Below are 19,228 nucleotides of genomic sequence, written 5' to 3'. Positions count from 1 at the left end.
GGGGAGGGCCGGGCGGTGGCCCGGCGGGGGGCTCAGCCCGGGGTGATCCGGCTGCCCATCGCCTCGCCCATCCGGATCGGCCGGGCCGGAGCCCAGTCGGGGTTGAAGCGGAGGCGCCGCTTGGGGAACAGCATCACCACCGTGGAGCCGAGCAGGAAGCGGCCCATCTCGTCACCCTTCCTGAGGGTGACCTTGCCGGGGGCGTAGTCCCATTCGCGGATCTTGCCCGGCCGCGGCGGATTGACCTGCCCGTGCCACACGGTGGCCATGCTGCCGACGATGGTGGCGCCCACCAGGGTGAGCACGAAGGGGCCGTCCTCGTTCTCGAAGACGCACACCACGCGCTCGTTGCGGGCGAACAGGCCGGGCACGCCGCGTGCGGTGGCGGGGTTCACCGAGAACAGCTCGCCGGGGACGTGGATCATCCGCGTGAGCCGGCCGTCGCAGGGCATGTGGATGCGGTGGTAGTCCCGCGGGCTGAGGTAGAGGGTGGCGAACTCGCCGTCCTGGAACTGCACCGCCAGGTCGCGGTCGCCGCCGACCAGCGCGTGGGTGGAGTAGCGGTGGCCCTTGGCCTGGAAGATCTGGTCGCGCTCGATGCGGCCGAACTGGCTGATCGCGCCGTCGACGGGGCAGACGTAGTCGGCGCGGGCCAGCGGGCGGGCGCCCGGCTTGAGGGGGCGGGTGAAGAATTCGTTGAAGCTGGGGTAGCTGGCGATGTCGGGGTTGGCGGCCTCGGCCATGTTCACGCCGTAGCGGCCGACGAACCAGCGGATCACGCTCGTCGTCAGGCCGCCGGCCCGGGCGCCGGCCAGCTTGCCGGCCAGCACGGTGAGCGCCTGCTTGGGAAGGATGTATTGGGCGGTGACTTTGAGGCGGTCGGACACGGGGAATCCTGGCGGCGGTGGCGAAGGGCAGGGATTATAGCCGCGCGCCCTTATTTAGTCGGGAAGCCGGCGTCCTCGATGGCCGCGCGGATGTCGCCCTCCGAGACCATCGGCGTGTGCTCGATGGTGGCTTCGCCGGTGGCGAGGGAGACGTCCACGTAGCCGATGCAGGGCAGGTCCTGGATGGCGTTCATGACGGTGCGCAGGCACTCTTCGTTCTGCATGCCGGTGATGACGAGGGTGGTGGTGGGCATGGGAGGGCTCCGGGGGTCAGGGTTGGGGGGCGGTGATCGGGAAGATCCGGTCGTAGGCGATGTTGAACGCGAAGGCGTAGGCCACGTAGGCAGCGGCGAGACCGAGGTCGGCGAGCAGGGCGGGCCACCAGCCGAGGCCGGTCCACAGCACGATCACCGGCAGCGTGAGCAGCAGCAGGCCGCCCTCGAACAGGGCGGCGTGGACGACCCGCAGCCGCCACGGGCGGCGGTCGGCGGGGCGGCCGGTGAGGCGGCCCTCGAACCAGTCGAAGGCGGTGTTGAAGAGCCCGTTCCAGACCGCGGCGATCAGCGCCAGCACCGCCAGCAGGCCCAGGGCGGGCAGCGCGGGCTGGCCGCTCAGCCAGACGAAGGGCGGGGTGATCAGCACCAGCCCGCCGGCCTCGAAGAGGGCGACCTGGCGGATGCGGTCGGGCAGACTGCGGAGTTTGGGCACGGCGGACATGGGCCGGAGTTTAACGCGTAGCGCAAAGCCCGCTAAACTGCCGGGCCTGATCCGATTTGCCCCGAGCCCCGATTGATGCCCGCCTCCGCCGATCTCGCCCTGGTCTGCCACCCGAGTTCCCCCGAGCCTGCGGTGCACGCCCTCGCGGCGGGTGCCCGGTTGCTGCCCGACGGCGGGCTGGCGCTGGTCTGGCGCCTCGACGCCGACCTGGCCGCGCTGCGCATCCCCGACGCCGCCACGTCGCTGCCGCCGGAGCGCCTGTGGGCGCACACCTGTTTCGAGGCCTTCGTCGCCACGCCGGGCAGCGCTGCCTACCGGGAGTTCAACTTCTCGCCCAACGGCCAGTGGATGCACTTCGATTTCTGCGGCCATCGCCTGCGCGTCGAGTCGCCGCCGCTGCCCGCCCCACCCATCGACGTGCGCCGCGGCGACGGATGGCTGGCGCTGCGGGTGTGCCTGGCGCCCCGCCACCTGCCCGCCGGCGCGCTGTGCATCGGCCTGACCGCGGTGGTCGAGGCCGCCGACGGCCGCCATTCCTACTGGTCCCTGCGCCATCCCGCCGGCCAGCCCGATTTCCACCATCGCGAGGGCTTCGCCCTTGCCCTGAGAGTGCCTACGCCATGATCCGATTCGGTCTCGACCGCCTGCTCGCCGACCCCGAACTGCGCCGCCCGCTGGCCGGCAAGCGGGTCGCCCTCCTGGCCCACCCGGCCTCGGTCACCCGCGACCTGACCCATTCCCTCGACGCCCTGATCGCCCTGCCCGACCTCCACGTCACCGCGGCCTTCGGCCCCCAGCACGGCCTGCGCGGCGACAAGCAGGACAACATGATCGAGTCGCCCGACTTCTTCGATCCGCGCCACGGCATCCCGGTGTTCAGCCTGTACGGCGAGGTGCGCCGGCCCACCGCGACGATGATGGACCGCTTCGACGTGCTGCTCGTCGATCTGCAGGACCTGGGCTGCCGCATCTACACCTTCATCACCACGCTGCGCTACGTGCTCGAGGCCGCCGCCCGCCACAAGAAGGCGGTGTGGGTGCTCGACCGCCCCAACCCCGCCGGCCGGCCGGTGGAGGGCACGCTGCTGCAGCCGGGCTGGGAGAGTTTCGTCGGCGCCGGCCCGCTGCCGATGCGCCACGGCCTGACGATGGGCGAGCTGGCCCGCTGGTTCGTCGCCACCCTCAAGCTCGACGTGGACTGCCAGGTGATCACCATGGAGGGCTGGGCGCCCGACGCGGCGCCGGGCTACGGCTGGCCCAGCGGCGAGCGCAGCTGGATCAACCCCAGCCCCAACGCCCCCAACCTGTCGATGGCCCGGGCCTACGCCGGCACCGTGATGCTGGAGGGCACCACCCTGTCGGAGGGGCGCGGCACCACCCGGCCGCTGGAGCTCTTCGGCGCGCCCGACATCGACGCCCCCAGGGTGATCGCCGAGATGCAGGCCTTCGCGCCCAAGTGGCTGGCCGGCTGCCGGCTGCGCGAGTGCTGGTTCGAGCCCACCTTCCACAAGCACGCCGGCAAGCTGTGCAACGGCGTGCAGATCCACGTGGAAGACCCGACCCACTACGACCACGCGGCCTTCCGCCCGTGGCGGCTGCAGGCGCTGGCCTTCAAGGCGATCCGCCGGCTCAACCGCAACTACCTGCTGTGGCGGGATTTTGCGTACGAATACGAGCACGACCGCCTCGCCATCGACCTCATCAACGGCTCCGAGATCCTGCGCGAGTGGGTGGACGACGACACCTCCCGCCCCGGCGACCTCGACGCCCTGGCCCTGGCCGACGAGAAGGCGTGGGAAGAGGCGCGCCGGCCGTATCTGCTCTACCCCTGAGCCGGGGGCGAAGGGAGCTGGCCCTGGGCTTCGGCCGCCAGGCCCAGCCGGGCGGTGAACCAGAAGGTGGAGCCCACGCCCGGTTCGCTTTCCACGCCCACCTCGCCGCCCATCAGTTCGGCGAGGCGCTTGCAGATCACCAGCCCCAGGCCGGTGCCGCCGTACTTGCGGGTGATCGAGCTGTCGGCCTGGGCGAAGCTGTCGAAGAGCTTCTGGCGCTGCGCCGGCTCGATCCCGATGCCGGTGTCGCTCACCGCGAAACGCAGCAGCACATCGTCCCCGTCGCGGGCGGCGACGCCCACATGCACGGCGACCTCACCCTGTTCGGTGAACTTGATCGCGTTGCCGACGTAGTTGAGGAGCACCTGGGTGATCCGCAGCGGGTCGCCGACCAGCGTGCGCGGCACGTCGGCGGCCACGTCCACCACCAGCTCCAGCGGCTTGCCGGCCTTCCGCGCGCCCATCATGTCGTGCACGCTGCCGAGCACCTGCTGGAGCTCGAACTCCATGTGCTCCAGCTGCATCCGGTTGGCTTCGAGCTTCGAGAAGTCAAGGATGTCATTGACGATGCCGAGCAGGTGCTTGCTGGAGAACTCGATCTTCTCGAGATAGTTGCGCACCTTGGGGGGCGGGTCGGCCCGCAGGGCGAGGTAGGTCATGCCGATGATGCCGTTGAGCGGGGTGCGGATCTCGTGGCTCATGTTGGAGACGAACTCGGACTTCACCCGGGTTGCCGCCTCGGCCACGTGGCGGGCCTCGACCTGCTCGGTGAGGTCGATGCAGAAGCTCACGTAATGCCCGGACGGCGTGCGCGCCTCGATGAACTGGATCCAGCGCTGGCCGATGGCCTGCAGCACCGCGCCGGAGTCCCGGTGCGCCGTGCGCCGCGCGCCCAGCGCCAGCTCGATGTCCTCGGCGCGGGCGCCATCGTGGAGGGCCTGCTCCCGCTGGGCGTCGATGAGCGCCGTGAAGGCCACGCCGGGCTCCAGCAGCCCGGCCACCGAGGGGTGCAGGGCCCGGTACTCGGCGTTGCAGTAGATCAGGCGGTCGTCCGGCGCGAAGATCGCGAAGGCCTCGCCGGTGGTGTCGATCGCGCTGCGCAGCAGCTCCTTGCTGAGGGCCAGCTCATGGGTGCGTGCCTCGATCTGGCGGGCCAGCTCGGCCTGCCGGGCCTGCTCGGCAGCGAGGGATTCCCCGAGCGTCCGGGCCAGCTCGCCGATCTCGTCCTCGTGGCCTTCGTCGCTGATCGGGGTGCTCTGGGTGCGGACCGACAGGATCAGCCGCTTGAGGCGATTCGTGAAATAGGTGGCCACCAGCCCGGCGAGCCGCCACACCCCGCCCAGCACGAGGGCGGCCACCACCAGATACAGCAGCCACAGCTTGAGCAGGTCGTTCCAGTAGGAGTGGGTGTTGAACAGCGCGATCTCGAACTGGTAGAGATCCTTGAAGCGCGGGTGCTCGATGCGCTCGCTGCGGGCGCCGAAGCGGTTGCGGATCGTTGGCGGGTGCACGAACAGCGCCCGGGTGCCCGACGTGACCGCGAAGCCCAGCGCCAGGTCCATGGCCCGGGCCCGGGCGGCCAGCGTGTCGTTGAGGGGGATGTTGCCGACCAGCACGCCTATCGTGTCGGCGGTGACCGGGAAGGTCACCGGGAAGAACAGCAGCAGCCGTGCCTTGTCGCCGTCGAGCAGGAGGCTCCCGGGCTTGCCCTCGGCGAGCACCCGGGCGATCACCTGGCGCGCGGGCTCGGCGAGCAGCCCGGCCTCCGGTTCGGCCCCCGAGATGAAGCGGCCCCGGTAGTCGAGCAGGGTCACGCGCATGCTGAAGAGGTTCGCGTTGAGGGTGCGCAGATAGGGGCGCAGGTAGGCTTCCCGCCCCACGGTGTCGGAGATCGCCGTCCACACCAGCGAGCTCGCGCTCAGTTCGCCGAGCTGGTCGGCCTGCCGCGCGAGCTCGGTGCGCAGGCCGCTGGACAGGATGGTCAGCGCGGCGACATTGCTGGTCTCCAGGTTTTCCCGGGTGACCAGGGTCTGGGCGACGAAGACGACGGTGCCCAGCAACAGGATGACCACCGCCGCGATCTGGAAGGCGTAGCGCTGGAAGCGCCTGGCCAGACTGCTCGGGCGGGAGGGCGGCAGGGCCGGGAGGAGGTTGCTCACCGGGGCTTCCGGGTCCGCCACGGCACCGGGATCAGGGTGTCGTCGGGCATGTAGCGCGCCATGAAGACATCCGACCCCGACAGGGCGTCATGGCGATCCGGCGTGAACGGTGGATTGTAGCGGCGCACCAGGCCGTCGTAGGGGCCGAGCCTCTCGAGGGCGTCGCGGATCTTGCGGCGGTCGGCGCTGCCGGCCTTGTCGATGGCGCGGGCCAGAATGTGGGTCAGGTCGTAGGCGTGGGCAACGCCCACCGGGCTGCGGATCTTTTCGGGGCGGTCGATGCCGTAGCGGGTCTCGAGTGCCGCCATCACCCGCTCGGCGGTCGGCGAGCGGGCGCCGATGAAGCTGAAGGTCTGCACCACGGTGAGGTCGACCTTCTGCAGCGCGTCGCCGGCCAGCGCGCCCAGGGCGCCGCCGGTGACGCCCCAGTGGCTGACCAGCGGCAGCCGCTCGGCGTCGGGCAGGGCCGCGACCTCGCGCACCAGCACGCCACCCTCGCCTTCGTTGGCGACCAGGATCACCGCCTGGGCGCCGAGCTTGCGGACTTCCTGGTAGACCTCGATCAGGGATTTGTCGCCCCAGTTGTACCAGCGCTCCCCGACCACCGTGATGCCGGCGCGGCCGGCTTCCCGGGCGAGTGCGGCCTGGTTGCTGCGCCCCCAGGCAGTGTTGGGCAGGATCACGCCGACCCGGCTGGCGTTGCGCTCCTCCCGGGCGAAGCGGAGCAGGGCGGTGGCGGCCCAGGCGTCCTTGAGGGACAGACGGAAGCTGTAGCTGGGCTTGCGGTCGTGGTCGGTGATTCCGTCGGCGGAGCTCCAGGGCGCCATCAGCGGAATGCCCAGCTCGTGGGCGACGGGGACCGACTCCATCACCACCGGGGTGAACTTGCCGCCGAACACCGCCACCAGGTCGGGGCGCCTGGCCAGCTCGCGCAGGTTGTCGACGCCCATCGCCGGGATCGAGCGGTTGTCGGTGATGACCAGTTCGAGCTTGCGCCCGCCCAGCACGCCGCCCTTGCGGTTGATCTCGTCGATGGCGATTTCCATGCCCCGCTGGATGGCCTGGGCCGAGGTGCTGGTCTTGTGGCCGAATTCCGCGTCGAGGCCGATGAGCACCGGCGGCTTGTCGGCCCCGTGGGCGATGCTGCCGAACAGGGCCGCGCCGGCGAGGGCGAGGCCCGCACACTTCCTGATGAATGCGTTCATGGGTGGCTTCCCGGTGGGGGGGACGCGCTGGCGCGACCTCTCCGTAAGGCGCCGGCCGGCGTCGGAGGTGCATGCGGCAGGTGCATGCGGCAGGCTGTCCCGCCTGCCGTGGGGGTCAGCCGATCGCCTTCAGCGTGACGCTGGTGTCCACCTTGCCGATGATCTTCTGCAGGCCGCGGCGGGTGGCGGTGTTGATGACCAGCGGGGCCATCACGTTGGCGTGCACCGGGTTGTCGGCGTCGCGCCGCACGATCACCAGCAGGGTCGCGTCGGCGGGGTCGGTCAGCTGCAGGTCGTCGACCTCGCTGTCGTTGAGGGTGAATTCGTAGTTGAGGCCGAAGATGTCGGGCGTGGTGACCGTGAAGGCCACTTCGGGCTCGTCGAGGCTCTGCAGCATGAACAGCTTGGGTGCTTCGCTGCCTTCGGGGTGCAGCAGGGCGAACTGGCGGCAGGCTTCGAAACCGGGCAGGCCGGCCGGGAAGGTGATGACGCGCTCGGGCGAGACTTCGACTTCGCCGACGACGGGGCTGCTGATCTTCATGGTGTTCTCCCTTGGTGGATTCTGCTGAAAGTGGCGAGGTGATTCCCGCCCGTGTTCCGTGCAGCTTTCATGATAGGCGGGAGAGAACGTCACTGCCCCGGGAAACTGAAGGGTCTTTTCCCGGCTATTTGCCCGCGTCGCGCCGGTGGGCGCCCATGAAAAAAGGCGCCCGGAGGCGCCTTTTGGGAGTGTGTCCTGGCTGGACCGATCAGCGGTCGCGGTTGAAGGTGCGGCCGGCGCGGGGCTTGCCGCCGGTGCCTTCGCTGCGGCCGTTGCCCGCCGTGTGGTGGGTGGAGCTGCGCTTGGCCACGTGGGGGAACTCGGTGCGGTGTTCCGGATGGCGCGGGCGGTCGCCGAACTCGCGGCGGCCTTCGAAGCGGCTGTCGCCACGCGCCTCGCTGCGGCCGGCCCACGGGCTGGCCGGGCGGCCTTCGGTGCGGGGGGCCTCGCCGTCGCCGAAGCTGCGGCGCGGCTCGCGGTCGAAGCGGCTGCCGCCGTTGCCACCGTAGCCGCCGGACGGGCGCTTGTCGCCGAAGCGGCCGCCGCCGTTGCCGAAGCTGCGGCCGTCGCGACGCGGGCCGCCGGGGCGGCGCTCGTCGGCGGGCATGCTGCTGCGCGGCTCGAGGCCGGGCAGGGTGTGCACGGCCAGGGGCTGGCGGGTGTAGCGCTCGATGGCGCGCAGCAGGCGCACGTCGCGGCGCTCGGCCAGGCTGATGGCGATGCCGCTGGAGCCGCCGCGGCCGGTGCGGCCGATGCGGTGCACGTAGTCGGCGGCAACCTTGGGCAGGTCGTAGTTGATCACGTGGCTGATGCTGCGCACGTCGATGCCGCGGGCGGCGACGTCGGTGGCGATCAGCACGCGCACGTGGCCGCGACGCAGCTGGTCGAGGGTGCGGGTGCGCATGCGCTGGTTCATGTCGCCGTGGAGGGCGGCCACCGAGTGGCCCTGGCTCTCGAGGTTGAGGGTGAGGGCGTCGGCGTCACGCTTGGTGGCGGTGAACACGATGGCCTGTTCGACACCCACGTCGCGCAGCAGGCCGTCGAGGAGGCGGTTCTTGTGGCCGATGTCGTCGGCCACCAGCAGGCGCTGCTCGATGTTCTCGTGGCGGGTCTGGGCGGAGGCGATCTCGATGCGCTCCGGGTCCTTCAGCAGGCGCTGCATCATGCGGGCGACCTGGCCGTCGAGGGTGGCCGAGAAGAACAGGGTCTGGCGGTTGGCCGGCAGCTTGGCGACGATGGCCTCGATGTCGTCCACGAAGCCCATGTCGAGCATGCGGTCGGCTTCGTCGAGGATCAGGATCTCGAGGCGGGCGAAGTCGATGCGGCCGCTGTTCATCTGGTCCATCAGGCGGCCGGGGGTCGCCACCAGGATCTCGTAGGGGCTGGACAGCAGCTTGTTCTGCACCGGGTAGGGCATGCCGCCGACCACGCTGACGGCCTTGGCGTGGCGCAGGTTCTTGCCGTAGCCCTTGCAGGCGTCGGTGACCTGGACGGCCAGCTCGCGGGTCGGGGTGAGCACCAGCACGCGCGGGCCACGGGCCTTGATGGTGGGCTCGACGGTCAGGCGCTGCAGCGAGGGCAGCATGAAGGCGGCGGTCTTGCCGGAGCCGGTCTGGCTCGACACGACGAGATCCTTGCCGGCGAGGGCGGCGGGGATGGCGGCCAGCTGAACGGGGGTCGGGGTGGTGTAGCCGGCGTCGTTGACGGCCTTGACGATGTGCTCGGAAAGACCGAGGTTTGCGAAATCCATTTCGCTTCCTTATCTGGTATTGCGGATGCGGTGCCCGCGAAGAAAAGACGGCAACGCGCCGCGGCGCGAAAATGCGCGCGACAATATGGCTGCCTGACTGGCATATCGGCACTAACCGATCAGGACAACCTCACGTCGAATACGGGAGATAAGAAGGCTAGGGACGATCTGACTCGGTGCGAACCGCTTTGCACCGGACCGCGGACTATAGCGATAATGTGCCGGCTGCACAAGCAGAATGTTGCAGCGCAAAAATCATTGCCGCCGAGGGGGATGACGGGTGGTTTGTGTCGGGCTGTGTCCCGGCGGCGGCGGTAAACCCGTGGTCCGGCTTTTCGCTCACACTCCGCGCCGGTTCATCACTGAAAGGATCTGCAATGCGTTTCGACAACAGTCGGGAAAGCAGCAACGTCGAGGATCGCCGCGGAGGCGGTGGCCTGCCGGTGGGTGGGCGCAGCATCGGCATCGGCACCATCGTGCTGGCCCTGGTGGCGATGTATTTCGGGGTCGATCCGGGCGTGGTGCTCAACCAGACCGCGGTGGCGCCGTCGCGGGTCGAGCAGGGCCGCCCGGCGGCGCCGGCCGACGACGCTGAGAGCAGGTTCGTCCGCCACGTGCTGGCCGAGACCGAGGACACCTGGCGGCAGATCTTCCGCGCCAACGGCCAGCAATACGTCGACCCGACGCTGGTGCTGTTCTCCGGCGCGACCCGCACGGCCTGCGGCGTGGGCCAGGCGGCGATGGGGCCGTTCTACTGCCCGGCCGACCAGAAGGTGTATATCGACCTCGGCTTCTACCAGGAGCTGAAGAGCCGCTTCAACGCGCCGGGCGACTTCGCCCAGGCCTACGTGATCGCCCACGAGGTGGGCCACCACGTGCAGAACCTGCTGGGGATCTCCGAAAAGGTGCAGGCGGCGCGCCAGCGGGCCGGCGAGCGGCAGGCCAACGAGCTGTCGGTGCGCCTGGAGCTGCAGGCCGACTGCCTGGCCGGCGTGTGGGCGAAGAACGCCGACGCGGCCCGCGGCATCCTCGAGGCCGGCGACGTGGAGGAGGCCCTGCGCGCCGCCTCGGCGATCGGCGACGACGCGCTGCAGAAGCAGGCCCAGGGCTACGTGGTGCCCGACAGCTTCACGCATGGTTCGTCGGAGCAGCGGGTGCGCTGGTTCCGGCGCGGCATGGAGTCGGGCCAGCTGGCCGCCTGCAACACCTTCCAGGGCCGCGGCGGGCTGTGATCGCTCGCGCCGGCGGGGGGGCGAGGGGCTCTGAGCCGGCCAGCAGACATTCCCGCGGCACGGGGCGAGCGCCGCGGGCGCTCCTTCAGTGCCTGGTGATGGATCTGCGGGGCCAGGCTCGCGACCGCCGACTGCCGCACAAAATGAAAACCCCCCGGCGCGCCGGGGGGCGATGCTTGCTTAGCCGGCCAGCTTGGCGAAGGCCTCGACTACTTCGGACGGGGCCTGGACCAGCTCGATCAGCACGCCTTCGCCGCCGATCGGGAACTCCTCGTTGCCCTTCGGGTGCAGGAAGGTGATGTCGTAGCCGGCGGCGCCCTTGCGGATGCCGCCCGGCGCGAAGCGCACGCCCTGGGCGGTCAGCCACTCGACGCACTTGGGCAGGTCGTCCACCCACAGGCCGACGTGGTTGAGCGGGGTGGTGTGCACGGCGGGCTTCTTCTCGGGGTCGAGGGGCTGCATCAGGTCCACCTCGACCTTGAACGGGCCCTTGCCCATCGCGGTGATGTCCTCGTCCACGTTCTCGCGCTCGGACTTGAAGTTGCCGGTGACCTCGAGGCCGAACATGTCGACCCACAGGGTGCGCAGGCGGTCCTTGGACGGGCCGCCGATGGCGATCTGCTGGACGCCGAGGATCTTGAATGGTCTGGTCATGTTTATTGCTCCCTCTTTGTAAGAGCCCGGATTTTACAGGGGGGCGCGGAGCGCGGGCAAAGTCTCGGCCCACCTCCGCTCATCCCTTGACCCACTCCACCGTGGCGCACAGCAGGTAGCCGGCGCCGTACACCGTCTTGATGATCTTCGGGTCCTGCGGGTCGTCCTCGAGCTTGCGGCGCAGGCGGGAGATGCGCACGTCGATGCTGCGGTCGAAGGGGTCGAGCTCCCGCTCGCCGATCAGCTGTTCGCGGCTGAGGATCTTGTTGGGGCGCTTGAGCAGGCTCTGCAGCAGGGCCGCCTCGGCGGCGGAGAGGCTGACCTCGCGCCCGTCGTCGGCGCTGAGGGTGAGCCGGTCGAGGTCGAAATGCCAGCCGCAGAAGCGGGCGCCGCCGTGGGGGGCGGGCTCGCTGGTGGCGGCCTTCTGGTAGCGGCGCAGGATTGAGCGCACCCGGGCGACCAGCTCGCGGGGCTCGAAGGGCTTGACCAGATAGTCGTCGGCGCCGAGCTCGAGGCCCAGCACCCGGTCGGTGAGGCCGTCGCGCCCGGTGAGGATCAGGGCCGCGCAGGGGTGCTGCTCCTGCAGCTCGCGCAGCACCTGCAGGCCGTCCATGTCGGGCAGGCCGAGGTCGAGGATTGCCAGCTCGGGCTGCACCTTGCGGGCGCGGGCCAGCAGGGCCCGGCCGGTGCCGAAGGTCTCGCTGCGGAAGCCGTACTCGGCGAGGCTGGCGGCGATCAGGCGGGCGATGTCGGGTTCGTCTTCGACGATGAAGACCAGGGGGCTGTCCTTGTCGGGGCTCATGGCGGCGGGCTCTCCGGATCGGCAGGGTAGGTGAGGGTGGCGAGGGCGGCGGCGAGGGCCGCGCCGTCGAAGGGTTTGCGCAGGGTCGGCACGTCGGGGGTGCCGGCGGGGGTGGGGCCGGTGGCGTAGCCGGTGATCAGCAGGATGGGCAGCGCCGGCCGCAGCTGGCGGGCGAAGGCGGCCAGCTCGCGGCCGCCGAGGCCGGGCATCACGGTGTCGGAGACGAGGATCGCGATGTCCTCGACGGCCTCCAGCATGGAGCGGGCCTCGAGGCCGTTGGCGGCCTCGACCACCGGGTAGCCGAGCTCGGTGAGCTGCAGCCGGATCACCTTGCGCACCTCGGGTTCGTCCTCCACCAGCAGCACCAGCCGGCTGCCGTTGGCGGCGGGCGGCGGGGCCGGGGCGACCGGGGCCGGCGGGGCCGGGCGGGCGTCGGTCATCGGCAGGATGAAGCGCACGTTGGTGCCCTTGCCCGGGGTGCTGAGGATGCGGATGTTGCCCCCCGACTGGCGGATGAAGCCATACACCATCGACAGCCCGAGGCCGCTGCCGGTGCCGAAGCTCTTGGTGGTGAAGAAGGGCTCGAAGACCCGCGACAGGATCTCCGGGGCGATGCCGCTGCCACTGTCGGAGACGTCGAACTGCACGTAGTCGCCGGCGGGCACCTCGACCAGCAGCGCCAGGCTTGGCGAGACGTGGCGGCGGGCCACGCTGATGCCGAGGCTGCCGCCGTCGGGCATCGCGTCGCGGGCGTTGATGGCCAGGTTGAGGAGGGCGTTCTCGAGCTGGTGGGGGTCCACCAGGGCGTAGAGCTTCTCGGTGGGCAGGTCGAGCCGCATGGTGATGCGCTCGGTGAGGGAGCGCGCCAGCAGCGGGGTCATGTCATGCACCAGGGCGCCCACCTCGACGGGGCTCGGGGCGAGGGGCTGCTGGCGCGAGAAGGTGAGCAGGCGGCGGATCAGCTCGGTGCCGCGGCGGGCCGCCGACAGGGCCGGGTCGAGGTAGTCCTCGAAGCCCTGGTGGGCCGGGAGCTTGTCCCGCAGCGCGGCCAGGTTGCCGGTGATGATGGTGAGCAGGTTGTTGAAGTCGTGGGCGAGGCCGCCGGTGAGCTGGCCGACGGCTTCCATCTTCTGGGCCTGGATCAGCACCGCCTGGCCGGCCTTCTGCTCGGTGATGTCGATGGACAGCACGAAGAAGCCCTGCACGCCGCCGGCTTCGGAGGCTTCCGGCACCACCGCGCTGCGGGCGTGCACCTGCTGGCCGGCGGCGTTGATGCGGGAATATTCGTAGCTCACCTGCTCGCCGGTGTAGGCCTGCTCGAGCTGCGGCCTGACCTGGGCGTAGGCGTCGGGCCCGACCACCTCGAGGATGCTCTTGCCGACGATGCTCTGCTGGTCGAGGCCGAACCAGTTGGCGTAGCCCCGGTTGGCGAAACGGTAGCGTTCGCCGGCGTCCACGTAGGCGATCATCGCCGGGATGGTGTCGAGGATGCGGCGCATGCGCTCCTCGCTGCGGGTGAGCTGGCCGGCCAGGTTGTCGAGGCGGGTCTTGGCGGCTTCGAGTTCGGCGGTGCGGGCGCGCACGCGGTTCTCCAGCTCGGCGTTCTGGCGCTCGATGAGGCGCTCGTAGCGGCGCTGCTCGGTGATGTCGGTCCACAGGGTGACGAAGCCCAGGTTGGGGATGGGCACGCCGCGGATCGACAGCACCTGGCCGTTGGGCCGGGTGCGCTCGGCCTGGTGGGGTTGGAAGGCGCGCACCGCGGCCATCCGCTCGGTGACCAGGCGCTCCACCTCGGCCGGGTTGAGGGCCCCGCCGCTGTACTCACCCCGCTGCACGTTGAAGCGCACGAACTCCTCGAAGGGCGTGCCGACCCGCACCAGCGACTCGGGAAAATCCAGCAGGCGCAGCATGGCCTTGTTCCAGGTGACCAGCTTGGGCATGGCGTCGAACACCGCGATGGCCTGGTCGAGGAGATCGAAGCCGGCCAGCAGCAGGTCGTAGCGGCGCAGCTCCTCCGGGGAGCTGGCGCGCGAGGGGGGGGCGGGTTCATGACGCGGGTCCGGGGCTGTCGGGCGGTGGCCCGCCGGCGAGCTGGCGCCGGTAGCGTTCCGGCGACATGCCCGTCCAGCCGGTGAAGGCCCGGTAGAAGGCGGAGGTGTCGGCGTAGCCCAGGTCGGCGGCGACCCGGGCGATGGAGTGGCCGGTCTTGGTGAGGCGCGACAGGGCCAGGTCGCGGCGCAGGGCCTCCTTGATGATGCGGAAGCTGGAGCCCTCCTCGCCCAGCCGGCGGTGCAGGGTGCGCGGCGACATGTGGAGCTGGCTGGCGACCTCGTCCTGGGACAGGCTGGCCGGCAGCGCGTCGCGGATCAGGTCGCGGACCCGGGTGACGGTGGCGCGGTCGCGCCGGTAGAGCATGCTGATGCGGCCCGGCGCGCCGTCGAGGAAGCTGGCGAGGGCGGCCTCGTCGCGGCGGATCGGCAGGTCGAGCAGCGTTGCGTTGAAGCGGGCGGTGAGCACCCCGCCGCCGATGAAGGCGGAGCGCTCGGTGTACACCAGCGCGTAATCATCGGCGTGGGCCGGCCGCGGGAAGGGGAAATCCACCGAGTCCAGCGCCAGCCCGCGCCCCACCAGCCAGCACGACAGGCTGTGGAGCAGGCGCAGCAGCCACTCGAAGGCGAACACCCGGCCCGGCGCGTCGGGCGTGGGGGCGAGGGGGCGGGTCTCGGCGATCTGCAGCTCCGCGTGGTGGCCGGCCCGGTGGATGCCCACCGCCAGGTCGGGCAGCACGATGGCCAGGAAGCGCCGCGCCCGGTCGAGGCTCTCGGCGAGGGTCGGCGCGCTGAGCATGCCGCGGCACAGGAACTCGAAGCAGCCCGGCGGCATGCGCACCGAGAACAGCCCGAAGCCCTCGTCGCCGAGCTCGGCGATCACCCGGTTGTAGAGCAGTGCGTAGCGGTCGAGGGGCACCCGGCTGGCGGGGTCGCCCGGGTCGATGTCGAGGCTGGCCAGCAGCGGCGCCGGGTCGTGGGCGTGGGCGGGCAGGGCCGCCACCATGCCGGTCACGAAACCCATCGAAACGGTGGCGCGGGGGCGAGGGCTGAACAAGGGCGGCTCCGCTCGGGAAAGGAAAGGCGGGCGTGCCGGAGCCCGCCGCCACGTCGGGTCATGTGGCGGATTCTGCACGAGCCGGCGCTGCCTGGGTAGATGTGCCCGGGCCCGCGCGTGGCGGCCCGGGGGGCGTCCGGGCGGGGGCGCGGCATGCTGCAGTGCCTTCTGCCTGCGCTGTCGGGGCCGGGCGTGGGCAGCTGCGGCGGGGCTTCGCCGGGATGTTGCGGTGCAGCGTCCGGACGCGGCCGCGGCGTCGATTGCACGCTTGGCGGAATTTGCACGATCTTCGTCGACAAGGGCAGTGGAAAAGGCCGCGCCGGCCTTCTACCATTCATGGATTCAATCAACATGATGTGGGGGAGACACCATGACCGACCTGAGCGTTGCCAAGAAACTCGTCGCCTACAAGCCCAAGAACAAGGTGCGCTTCGTCACCGCCGCGGCGCTTTTCGACGGCCACGATGCGTCGATCAACATCATGCGGCGGATCCTCCAATCCACCGGCTCCGAGGTCATCCACCTCGGCCACAACCGCTCGGTGGGCGAGATCGTCAATGCCGCGCTGCAGGAAGACGTGCAGGGCATCGCGATCACGTCCTACCAGGGCGGCCACGTGGAATTCTTCAAGTACATGATCGACCTGCTGCGCGAGAACGGCGGCGAGAACATCAAGGTCTTCGGCGGCGGCGGCGGCGTGATCGTGCCGACCGAGATCAAGGAGCTCCACGACTACGGCGTGACCCGCATCTACTCGCCCGAAGACGGCGCGACGATGGGCCTGCAGGGCATGATCAACGACCTCGTCGAGCGCTGCGACACCGACCTCTCCGCCACCGGCCCCAAGGGCGCCGACGCCGTGCTCGCCGCGCTGAAGTCGGGCGATCGCCGCGCCCTCGCCCAGATCATCACCGGCCTCGAGAACGGCGCCTACGGCGACGACGTGAAGGCCGCGCTGATCGAGGCCGCCAAGGGCGTCACGGTGCCGGCCCTCGGCATCACCGGCACCGGCGGCGCCGGCAAGTCCAGCCTCACCGACGAGCTGGTGCGCCGCTTCCGCCTCGACCAAGGCGACAAGCTGCGCCTGGCGATCATCTCCATCGACCCGTCCCGCAAGCGCACCGGCGGCGCGCTGCTCGGCGACCGCATCCGCATGAATGCCATCGAGCACCCGAACATCTTCATGCGCTCGCTGGCCACCCGCGACACCGGCAAGGAAGTCTCCGTCGCGTTGCCCGAAGTCATCGCCGCCACCCGCCTGGCCGGCTTCGACATGATCATCGTCGAGACCTCCGGCATCGGCCAGGGCGACGCGGCCATCGTGCCCTTCGTCGATGTCTCGCTGTACGTGATGACCCCCGAGTTCGGCGCCGCCAGCCAGCTCGAGAAGATCGACATGCTCGACTTCGCCGACTTCGTCGCCATCAACAAGTTCGACCGCAAGGGCGCCGAGGACGCGCTGCGCGACGTGCGCAAGCAGTACCAGCGCAACCGCGAGCTGTTCAACCAGAACACCGACGAGATGCCGGTGTTCGGCACCATGGCCGCCCGTTTCAACGACGACGGCGTCACCGCCCTGTTCCAGGCCATCGCCCCGGCGCTGGCCGCCAAGGGCCTCAAGCTCGGCAAGCCCCAGCTGCCGCTGGTGAGCGTCAAGGCCTCCAGCCGCGGCCGCGCCATCGTGCCGGCCGAGCGCACCCGCTACCTGGCCGAGATCGCCGAGACCGTCCGCGGCTACCACAAGCACACCGCCGACCAGGCCCGCATCGCCCGCGAGCGCCAGGCCCTGCGCATCTCCAAGAGGCTCTTCGAGGGCTGCAGCAAGGACGCCGCGAGCTTCGACGAGCTCATTACCTGGAAGGACGGCGAGCTCACCGGCAGCTCGAAGAAGCTCCTCGACATGTGGCCCACCACCGTCGAGCTCTACGCCGCCGACGAATACGTGGTGAAGATCCGCGACAAGGAAATCCGCACCAAGCTCACCTCCGAATCCCTCTCCGGCAGCAAGATCCGCAAGGTGTCGCTGCCCACCTACGAGGACGAAGGCGAGATCCTGCGCTTCCTGATGAAGGAGAACGTCCCCGGCTCCTTCCCCTACACCGCCGGCGTGTTCGCCTTCAAGCGCGAGGGCGAGGACCCGACCCGGATGTTCGCCGGCGAAGGCGACGCCTTCCGCACCAACCGCCGCTTCAAGAAGGTTTCCGAGGGCATGCCGGCGCATCGCCTCTCCACCGCCTTCGACTCGGTCACGCTCTACGGCTGCGACCCGGATCCGCGTCCGGACATCTACGGCAAGATCGGCAACTCCGGCGTGTCCATCGCCACCCTCGACGACATGAAGGTGCTGTACGACGGCTTCGACCTGGTCAATCCGACCACCTCGGTGTCGATGACCATCAACGGCCCGGCGCCCATCATCCTGGCGATGTTCTTCAACACCGCCCTCGCGCAGCAGCTCGCCAAGTTCAAGGCCGACAACGGCCGCGAGCCCACCGAGGACGAAGCCGAGAAGATCCGCGAGTGGGTGCTCGCCACCGTGCGCGGCACCGTGCAGGCCGACATCCTCAAGGAAGACCAGGGCCAGAACACCTGCATCTTCAGCACCGAGTTCGCCCTCAAGATGATGGGCGACATCCAGGAGTTCTTCGTGCACAACAAGGTGCAGAACTTCTACTCGGTGTCGATCTCGGGCTACCACATCGCCGAGGCCGGCGCGAACCCGATCAGCCAGCTCGCCTTCACGCTCTCCAACGGCTTCACCTACGTCGAGAGCTACCTGGCCCGCGGCATGCACATCGACGACTTCGCGCCCAACCTGTCCTTCTTCTTCAGCAACGGCATGGACCCGGAATACTCCGTGATCGGCCGCGTCGCCCGCCGCATCTGGGCCGTGGCGATGAAGAACAAGTACGGCGCCAACGAGCGCAGCCAGAAGCTGAAGTACCACGTCCAGACGTCCGGCCGTTCGCTGCACGCCCAGGAGATGGACTTCAACGACATCCGCACCACGCTGCAGGCGCTGATCGCGATCTACGACAACTGCAACTCGCTGCACACCAACGCCTACGACGAGGCGATCACCACGCCGACCGAAGAGTCCGTGCGCCGTGCGATGGCGATCCAGCTCATCATCAACCGCGAATGGGGCCTCGCGAAGAACGAGAACCCGAACCAGGGCGCCTTCATCATCGACGAGCTCACCGATCTGGTCGAAGAGGCGGTGCTCAAGGAGTTCGAGGCGATCAGTTCCCGCGGCGGCGTGCTCGGCGCCATGGAGACCGGCTTCCAGCGCGGCAAGATCCAGGAGGAGTCGCTCTACTACGAGCACAAGAAGCACGACGGCTCCTACCCGATCATCGGCGTCAACACCTTCCTCAACCCGAAGGGCATGGCCCAGCAGGAGATCGAGCTCGCCCGCTCCTCCGAGGACGAAAAACAGAGCCAGCTCCAGCGCCTCGCCGACTTCCACGAGCGAAACAAGGACGAAGCGCCCAAGTGGCTCGCCAAGCTCAAGCAGACCGTCATCGAGAACGGCAACGTGTTTGCGGTGCTCGTCGATGCGGTGAAGTACTGCTCCCTCGGCCAGATCACCGGCGCCCTCTATGACGTGGGCGGTCAGTACCGGCGCAGCATGTAAGCGCCAGCCCCGGCGGGGTTGTTGCATCACCCGGAACGGCGCCGCAGGGCGCCGTTCTGCATTGGGGCGCCGGCCCTGCCCGTGGTCTATCCTGAAAACGCCGATCCTGTCTGGATAAAACCGAGGAGAGATCACCATGGCTGCCGACCTCACCCTGCTCGTCCCGGCCTTCAGGCCCCGACTCGAACAACTCCTTGCCAACTGCCGCGCCCGGGGCGTCGAGATGCGGCCCTACATGGGTCTGCGCACGCCGCTGGAGCAGGCCAGGCTGTGGCGCCAGTCCCGCTCCCGGGAAGAGATCGACGTTAAGGTGGCCCAGCTACGGGCCGCCGGGGCCGATTATCTGGCCGACTGCCTCGTCAAGGTCGGGCCGCAGCACGGAGACCCGGTGACCAACGCCATACCGGGCCTGTCCTGGCACCAGTGGGGTGAGGCGGTGGATTGTTTCTGGGTGGTGAAGGGGGCCGCCGAGTGGTCCACCAAGCGCCTGCTGAACGGCCTCAACGGCTACCGGGTGATGGCCGAGGAGGCGAAGAAGCTGGGCCTCGACCCGGGTGGTTGGTGGAAGCGCTTTCCGGATTGGCCCCACGTCCAGCTGCGTTCCGACCCCAGTCCGCTGGGCGTCATGACGCTCGCGGCGGTGAGCGCGGAGATGCAGAAGCGCTTCAGCGCATGAGGCCGGGGCCTCCGCGGTGGATCCATGATTT

16 protein-coding genes are annotated in these 19,228 nt (G+C 69.8%); 5 read left to right on the top strand and 11 right to left on the bottom strand.

Annotation, left to right across the window (positions count from 1 at the left end; genetic code table 11):
* Nucleotides 1-32 precede the first annotated feature (32 nt).
* From asd to ACE3OU_RS00625, 3 genes are read right to left on the bottom strand one after another with little or no spacing between them, the layout of a single operon-like run.
* Entirely contained in the window at nt 33-887 is an 855-nt protein-coding gene (gene asd / locus ACE3OU_RS00635) for an archaetidylserine decarboxylase (RefSeq protein WP_374239594.1), read from the bottom strand.
* Nucleotides 888-937: 50 nt separating this feature from the next.
* On the bottom strand, nt 938-1,141 hold the full coding sequence (locus ACE3OU_RS00630; RefSeq protein WP_374239593.1) for a heavy-metal-associated domain-containing protein: 204 nt from the start codon (nt 1,139-1,141) through the stop codon (nt 938-940).
* A gap of 16 nt (nt 1,142-1,157) precedes the next feature.
* On the bottom strand, nt 1,158-1,604 hold the full coding sequence (locus ACE3OU_RS00625) for a PACE efflux transporter (RefSeq protein WP_374239592.1): 447 nt from the start codon (nt 1,602-1,604) through the stop codon (nt 1,158-1,160).
* 75 nt (nt 1,605-1,679) lie between these two features.
* Here ACE3OU_RS00625 and ACE3OU_RS00620 point away from each other — a divergent pair, with 75 nt between their 5' ends.
* Entirely contained in the window at nt 1,680-2,228 is a 549-nt protein-coding gene (locus ACE3OU_RS00620) for a DOMON-like domain-containing protein (protein ID WP_374239591.1), read from the top strand.
* Entirely contained in the window at nt 2,225-3,436 is a 1,212-nt protein-coding gene (locus ACE3OU_RS00615; protein ID WP_374239590.1) for an exo-beta-N-acetylmuramidase NamZ domain-containing protein, read from the top strand. Before ACE3OU_RS00620 ends, ACE3OU_RS00615 begins: the two co-directional genes overlap by 4 nt.
* Here ACE3OU_RS00615 and ACE3OU_RS00610 read toward each other — a convergent pair.
* The 4 genes from ACE3OU_RS00610 to ACE3OU_RS00595 all read right to left on the bottom strand — a co-directional run bounded on the left by ACE3OU_RS00610 (nt 3,427) and on the right by ACE3OU_RS00595 (nt 9,091).
* Nucleotides 3,427-5,595 carry an ATP-binding protein gene (locus ACE3OU_RS00610; RefSeq protein ID WP_374239589.1) on the bottom strand — a complete coding sequence of 723 codons (2,169 nt, stop codon included), beginning with the start codon at nt 5,593-5,595 and terminating at the stop codon, nt 3,427-3,429. The two genes, ACE3OU_RS00615 and ACE3OU_RS00610, sit on opposite strands and share 10 nt — an antisense overlap.
* The gene (locus ACE3OU_RS00605) at nt 5,592-6,800 is read right to left on the bottom strand and encodes an ABC transporter substrate-binding protein (protein WP_374239588.1); all 1,209 of its coding nucleotides are present in this window, start codon (nt 6,798-6,800) and stop codon (nt 5,592-5,594) included. The genes ACE3OU_RS00610 and ACE3OU_RS00605 overlap by 4 nt, the downstream gene beginning before the upstream one ends.
* Before the next feature lie 115 nt (nt 6,801-6,915).
* The gene (gene fliW / locus ACE3OU_RS00600) at nt 6,916-7,341 is read right to left on the bottom strand and encodes a flagellar assembly protein FliW (protein WP_374239587.1); all 426 of its coding nucleotides are present in this window, start codon (nt 7,339-7,341) and stop codon (nt 6,916-6,918) included.
* Between the two features lie 208 nt (nt 7,342-7,549).
* Complete coding sequence (locus tag ACE3OU_RS00595) at nt 7,550-9,091, bottom strand: DEAD/DEAH box helicase (RefSeq protein WP_374239586.1); 1,542 nt, start codon at nt 9,089-9,091, stop codon at nt 7,550-7,552.
* A gap of 377 nt (nt 9,092-9,468) precedes the next feature.
* Here ACE3OU_RS00595 and ACE3OU_RS00590 point away from each other — a divergent pair, with 377 nt between their 5' ends.
* Entirely contained in the window at nt 9,469-10,323 is an 855-nt protein-coding gene (locus tag ACE3OU_RS00590; protein ID WP_374239585.1) for a neutral zinc metallopeptidase, read from the top strand.
* A 180-nt stretch (nt 10,324-10,503) separates the two neighbouring features.
* Here the strand turns inward: ACE3OU_RS00590 and ACE3OU_RS00585 are convergent, their stop codons facing one another.
* The 4 genes from ACE3OU_RS00585 to ACE3OU_RS00570 form a co-directional block, all read right to left on the bottom strand.
* Entirely contained in the window at nt 10,504-10,977 is a 474-nt protein-coding gene (locus ACE3OU_RS00585; RefSeq protein WP_374239584.1) for a VOC family protein, read from the bottom strand.
* Nucleotides 10,978-11,056: 79 nt separating this feature from the next.
* Complete coding sequence (locus ACE3OU_RS00580) at nt 11,057-11,779, bottom strand: response regulator transcription factor (RefSeq protein WP_374239583.1); 723 nt, start codon at nt 11,777-11,779, stop codon at nt 11,057-11,059.
* A complete protein-coding gene (locus ACE3OU_RS00575) occupies nt 11,776-13,788 on the bottom strand; it encodes a PAS-domain containing protein (protein WP_374239826.1) in 2,013 nt (670 codons plus the stop codon). The genes ACE3OU_RS00580 and ACE3OU_RS00575 overlap by 4 nt, the downstream gene beginning before the upstream one ends.
* 37 nt (nt 13,789-13,825) lie before the next feature.
* The gene (locus ACE3OU_RS00570) at nt 13,826-14,851 is read right to left on the bottom strand and encodes an AraC family transcriptional regulator (RefSeq protein ID WP_374239825.1); all 1,026 of its coding nucleotides are present in this window, start codon (nt 14,849-14,851) and stop codon (nt 13,826-13,828) included.
* Nucleotides 14,852-15,254: 403 nt separating this feature from the next.
* Between ACE3OU_RS00570 and icmF the strand changes: the two genes are divergently transcribed.
* Together icmF and ACE3OU_RS00560 are read left to right on the top strand one after the other, a co-directional pair.
* The gene (gene icmF / locus ACE3OU_RS00565) at nt 15,255-18,521 is read left to right on the top strand and encodes a fused isobutyryl-CoA mutase/GTPase IcmF (RefSeq protein WP_374239582.1); all 3,267 of its coding nucleotides are present in this window, start codon (nt 15,255-15,257) and stop codon (nt 18,519-18,521) included.
* Nucleotides 18,522-18,657: 136 nt separating this feature from the next.
* The gene (locus tag ACE3OU_RS00560) at nt 18,658-19,197 is read left to right on the top strand and encodes a M15 family metallopeptidase (RefSeq protein WP_374239581.1); all 540 of its coding nucleotides are present in this window, start codon (nt 18,658-18,660) and stop codon (nt 19,195-19,197) included.
* Nucleotides 19,198-19,228: the final 31 nt, after the last annotated feature.

The sequence above is a fragment of the Zoogloea sp. genome, from assembly GCF_041908905.1.
In the GTDB taxonomy this organism is placed as follows: domain Bacteria; phylum Pseudomonadota; class Gammaproteobacteria; order Burkholderiales; family Rhodocyclaceae; genus Zoogloea.
This window is presented reverse-complemented; position numbering and strand designations above follow the sequence as displayed.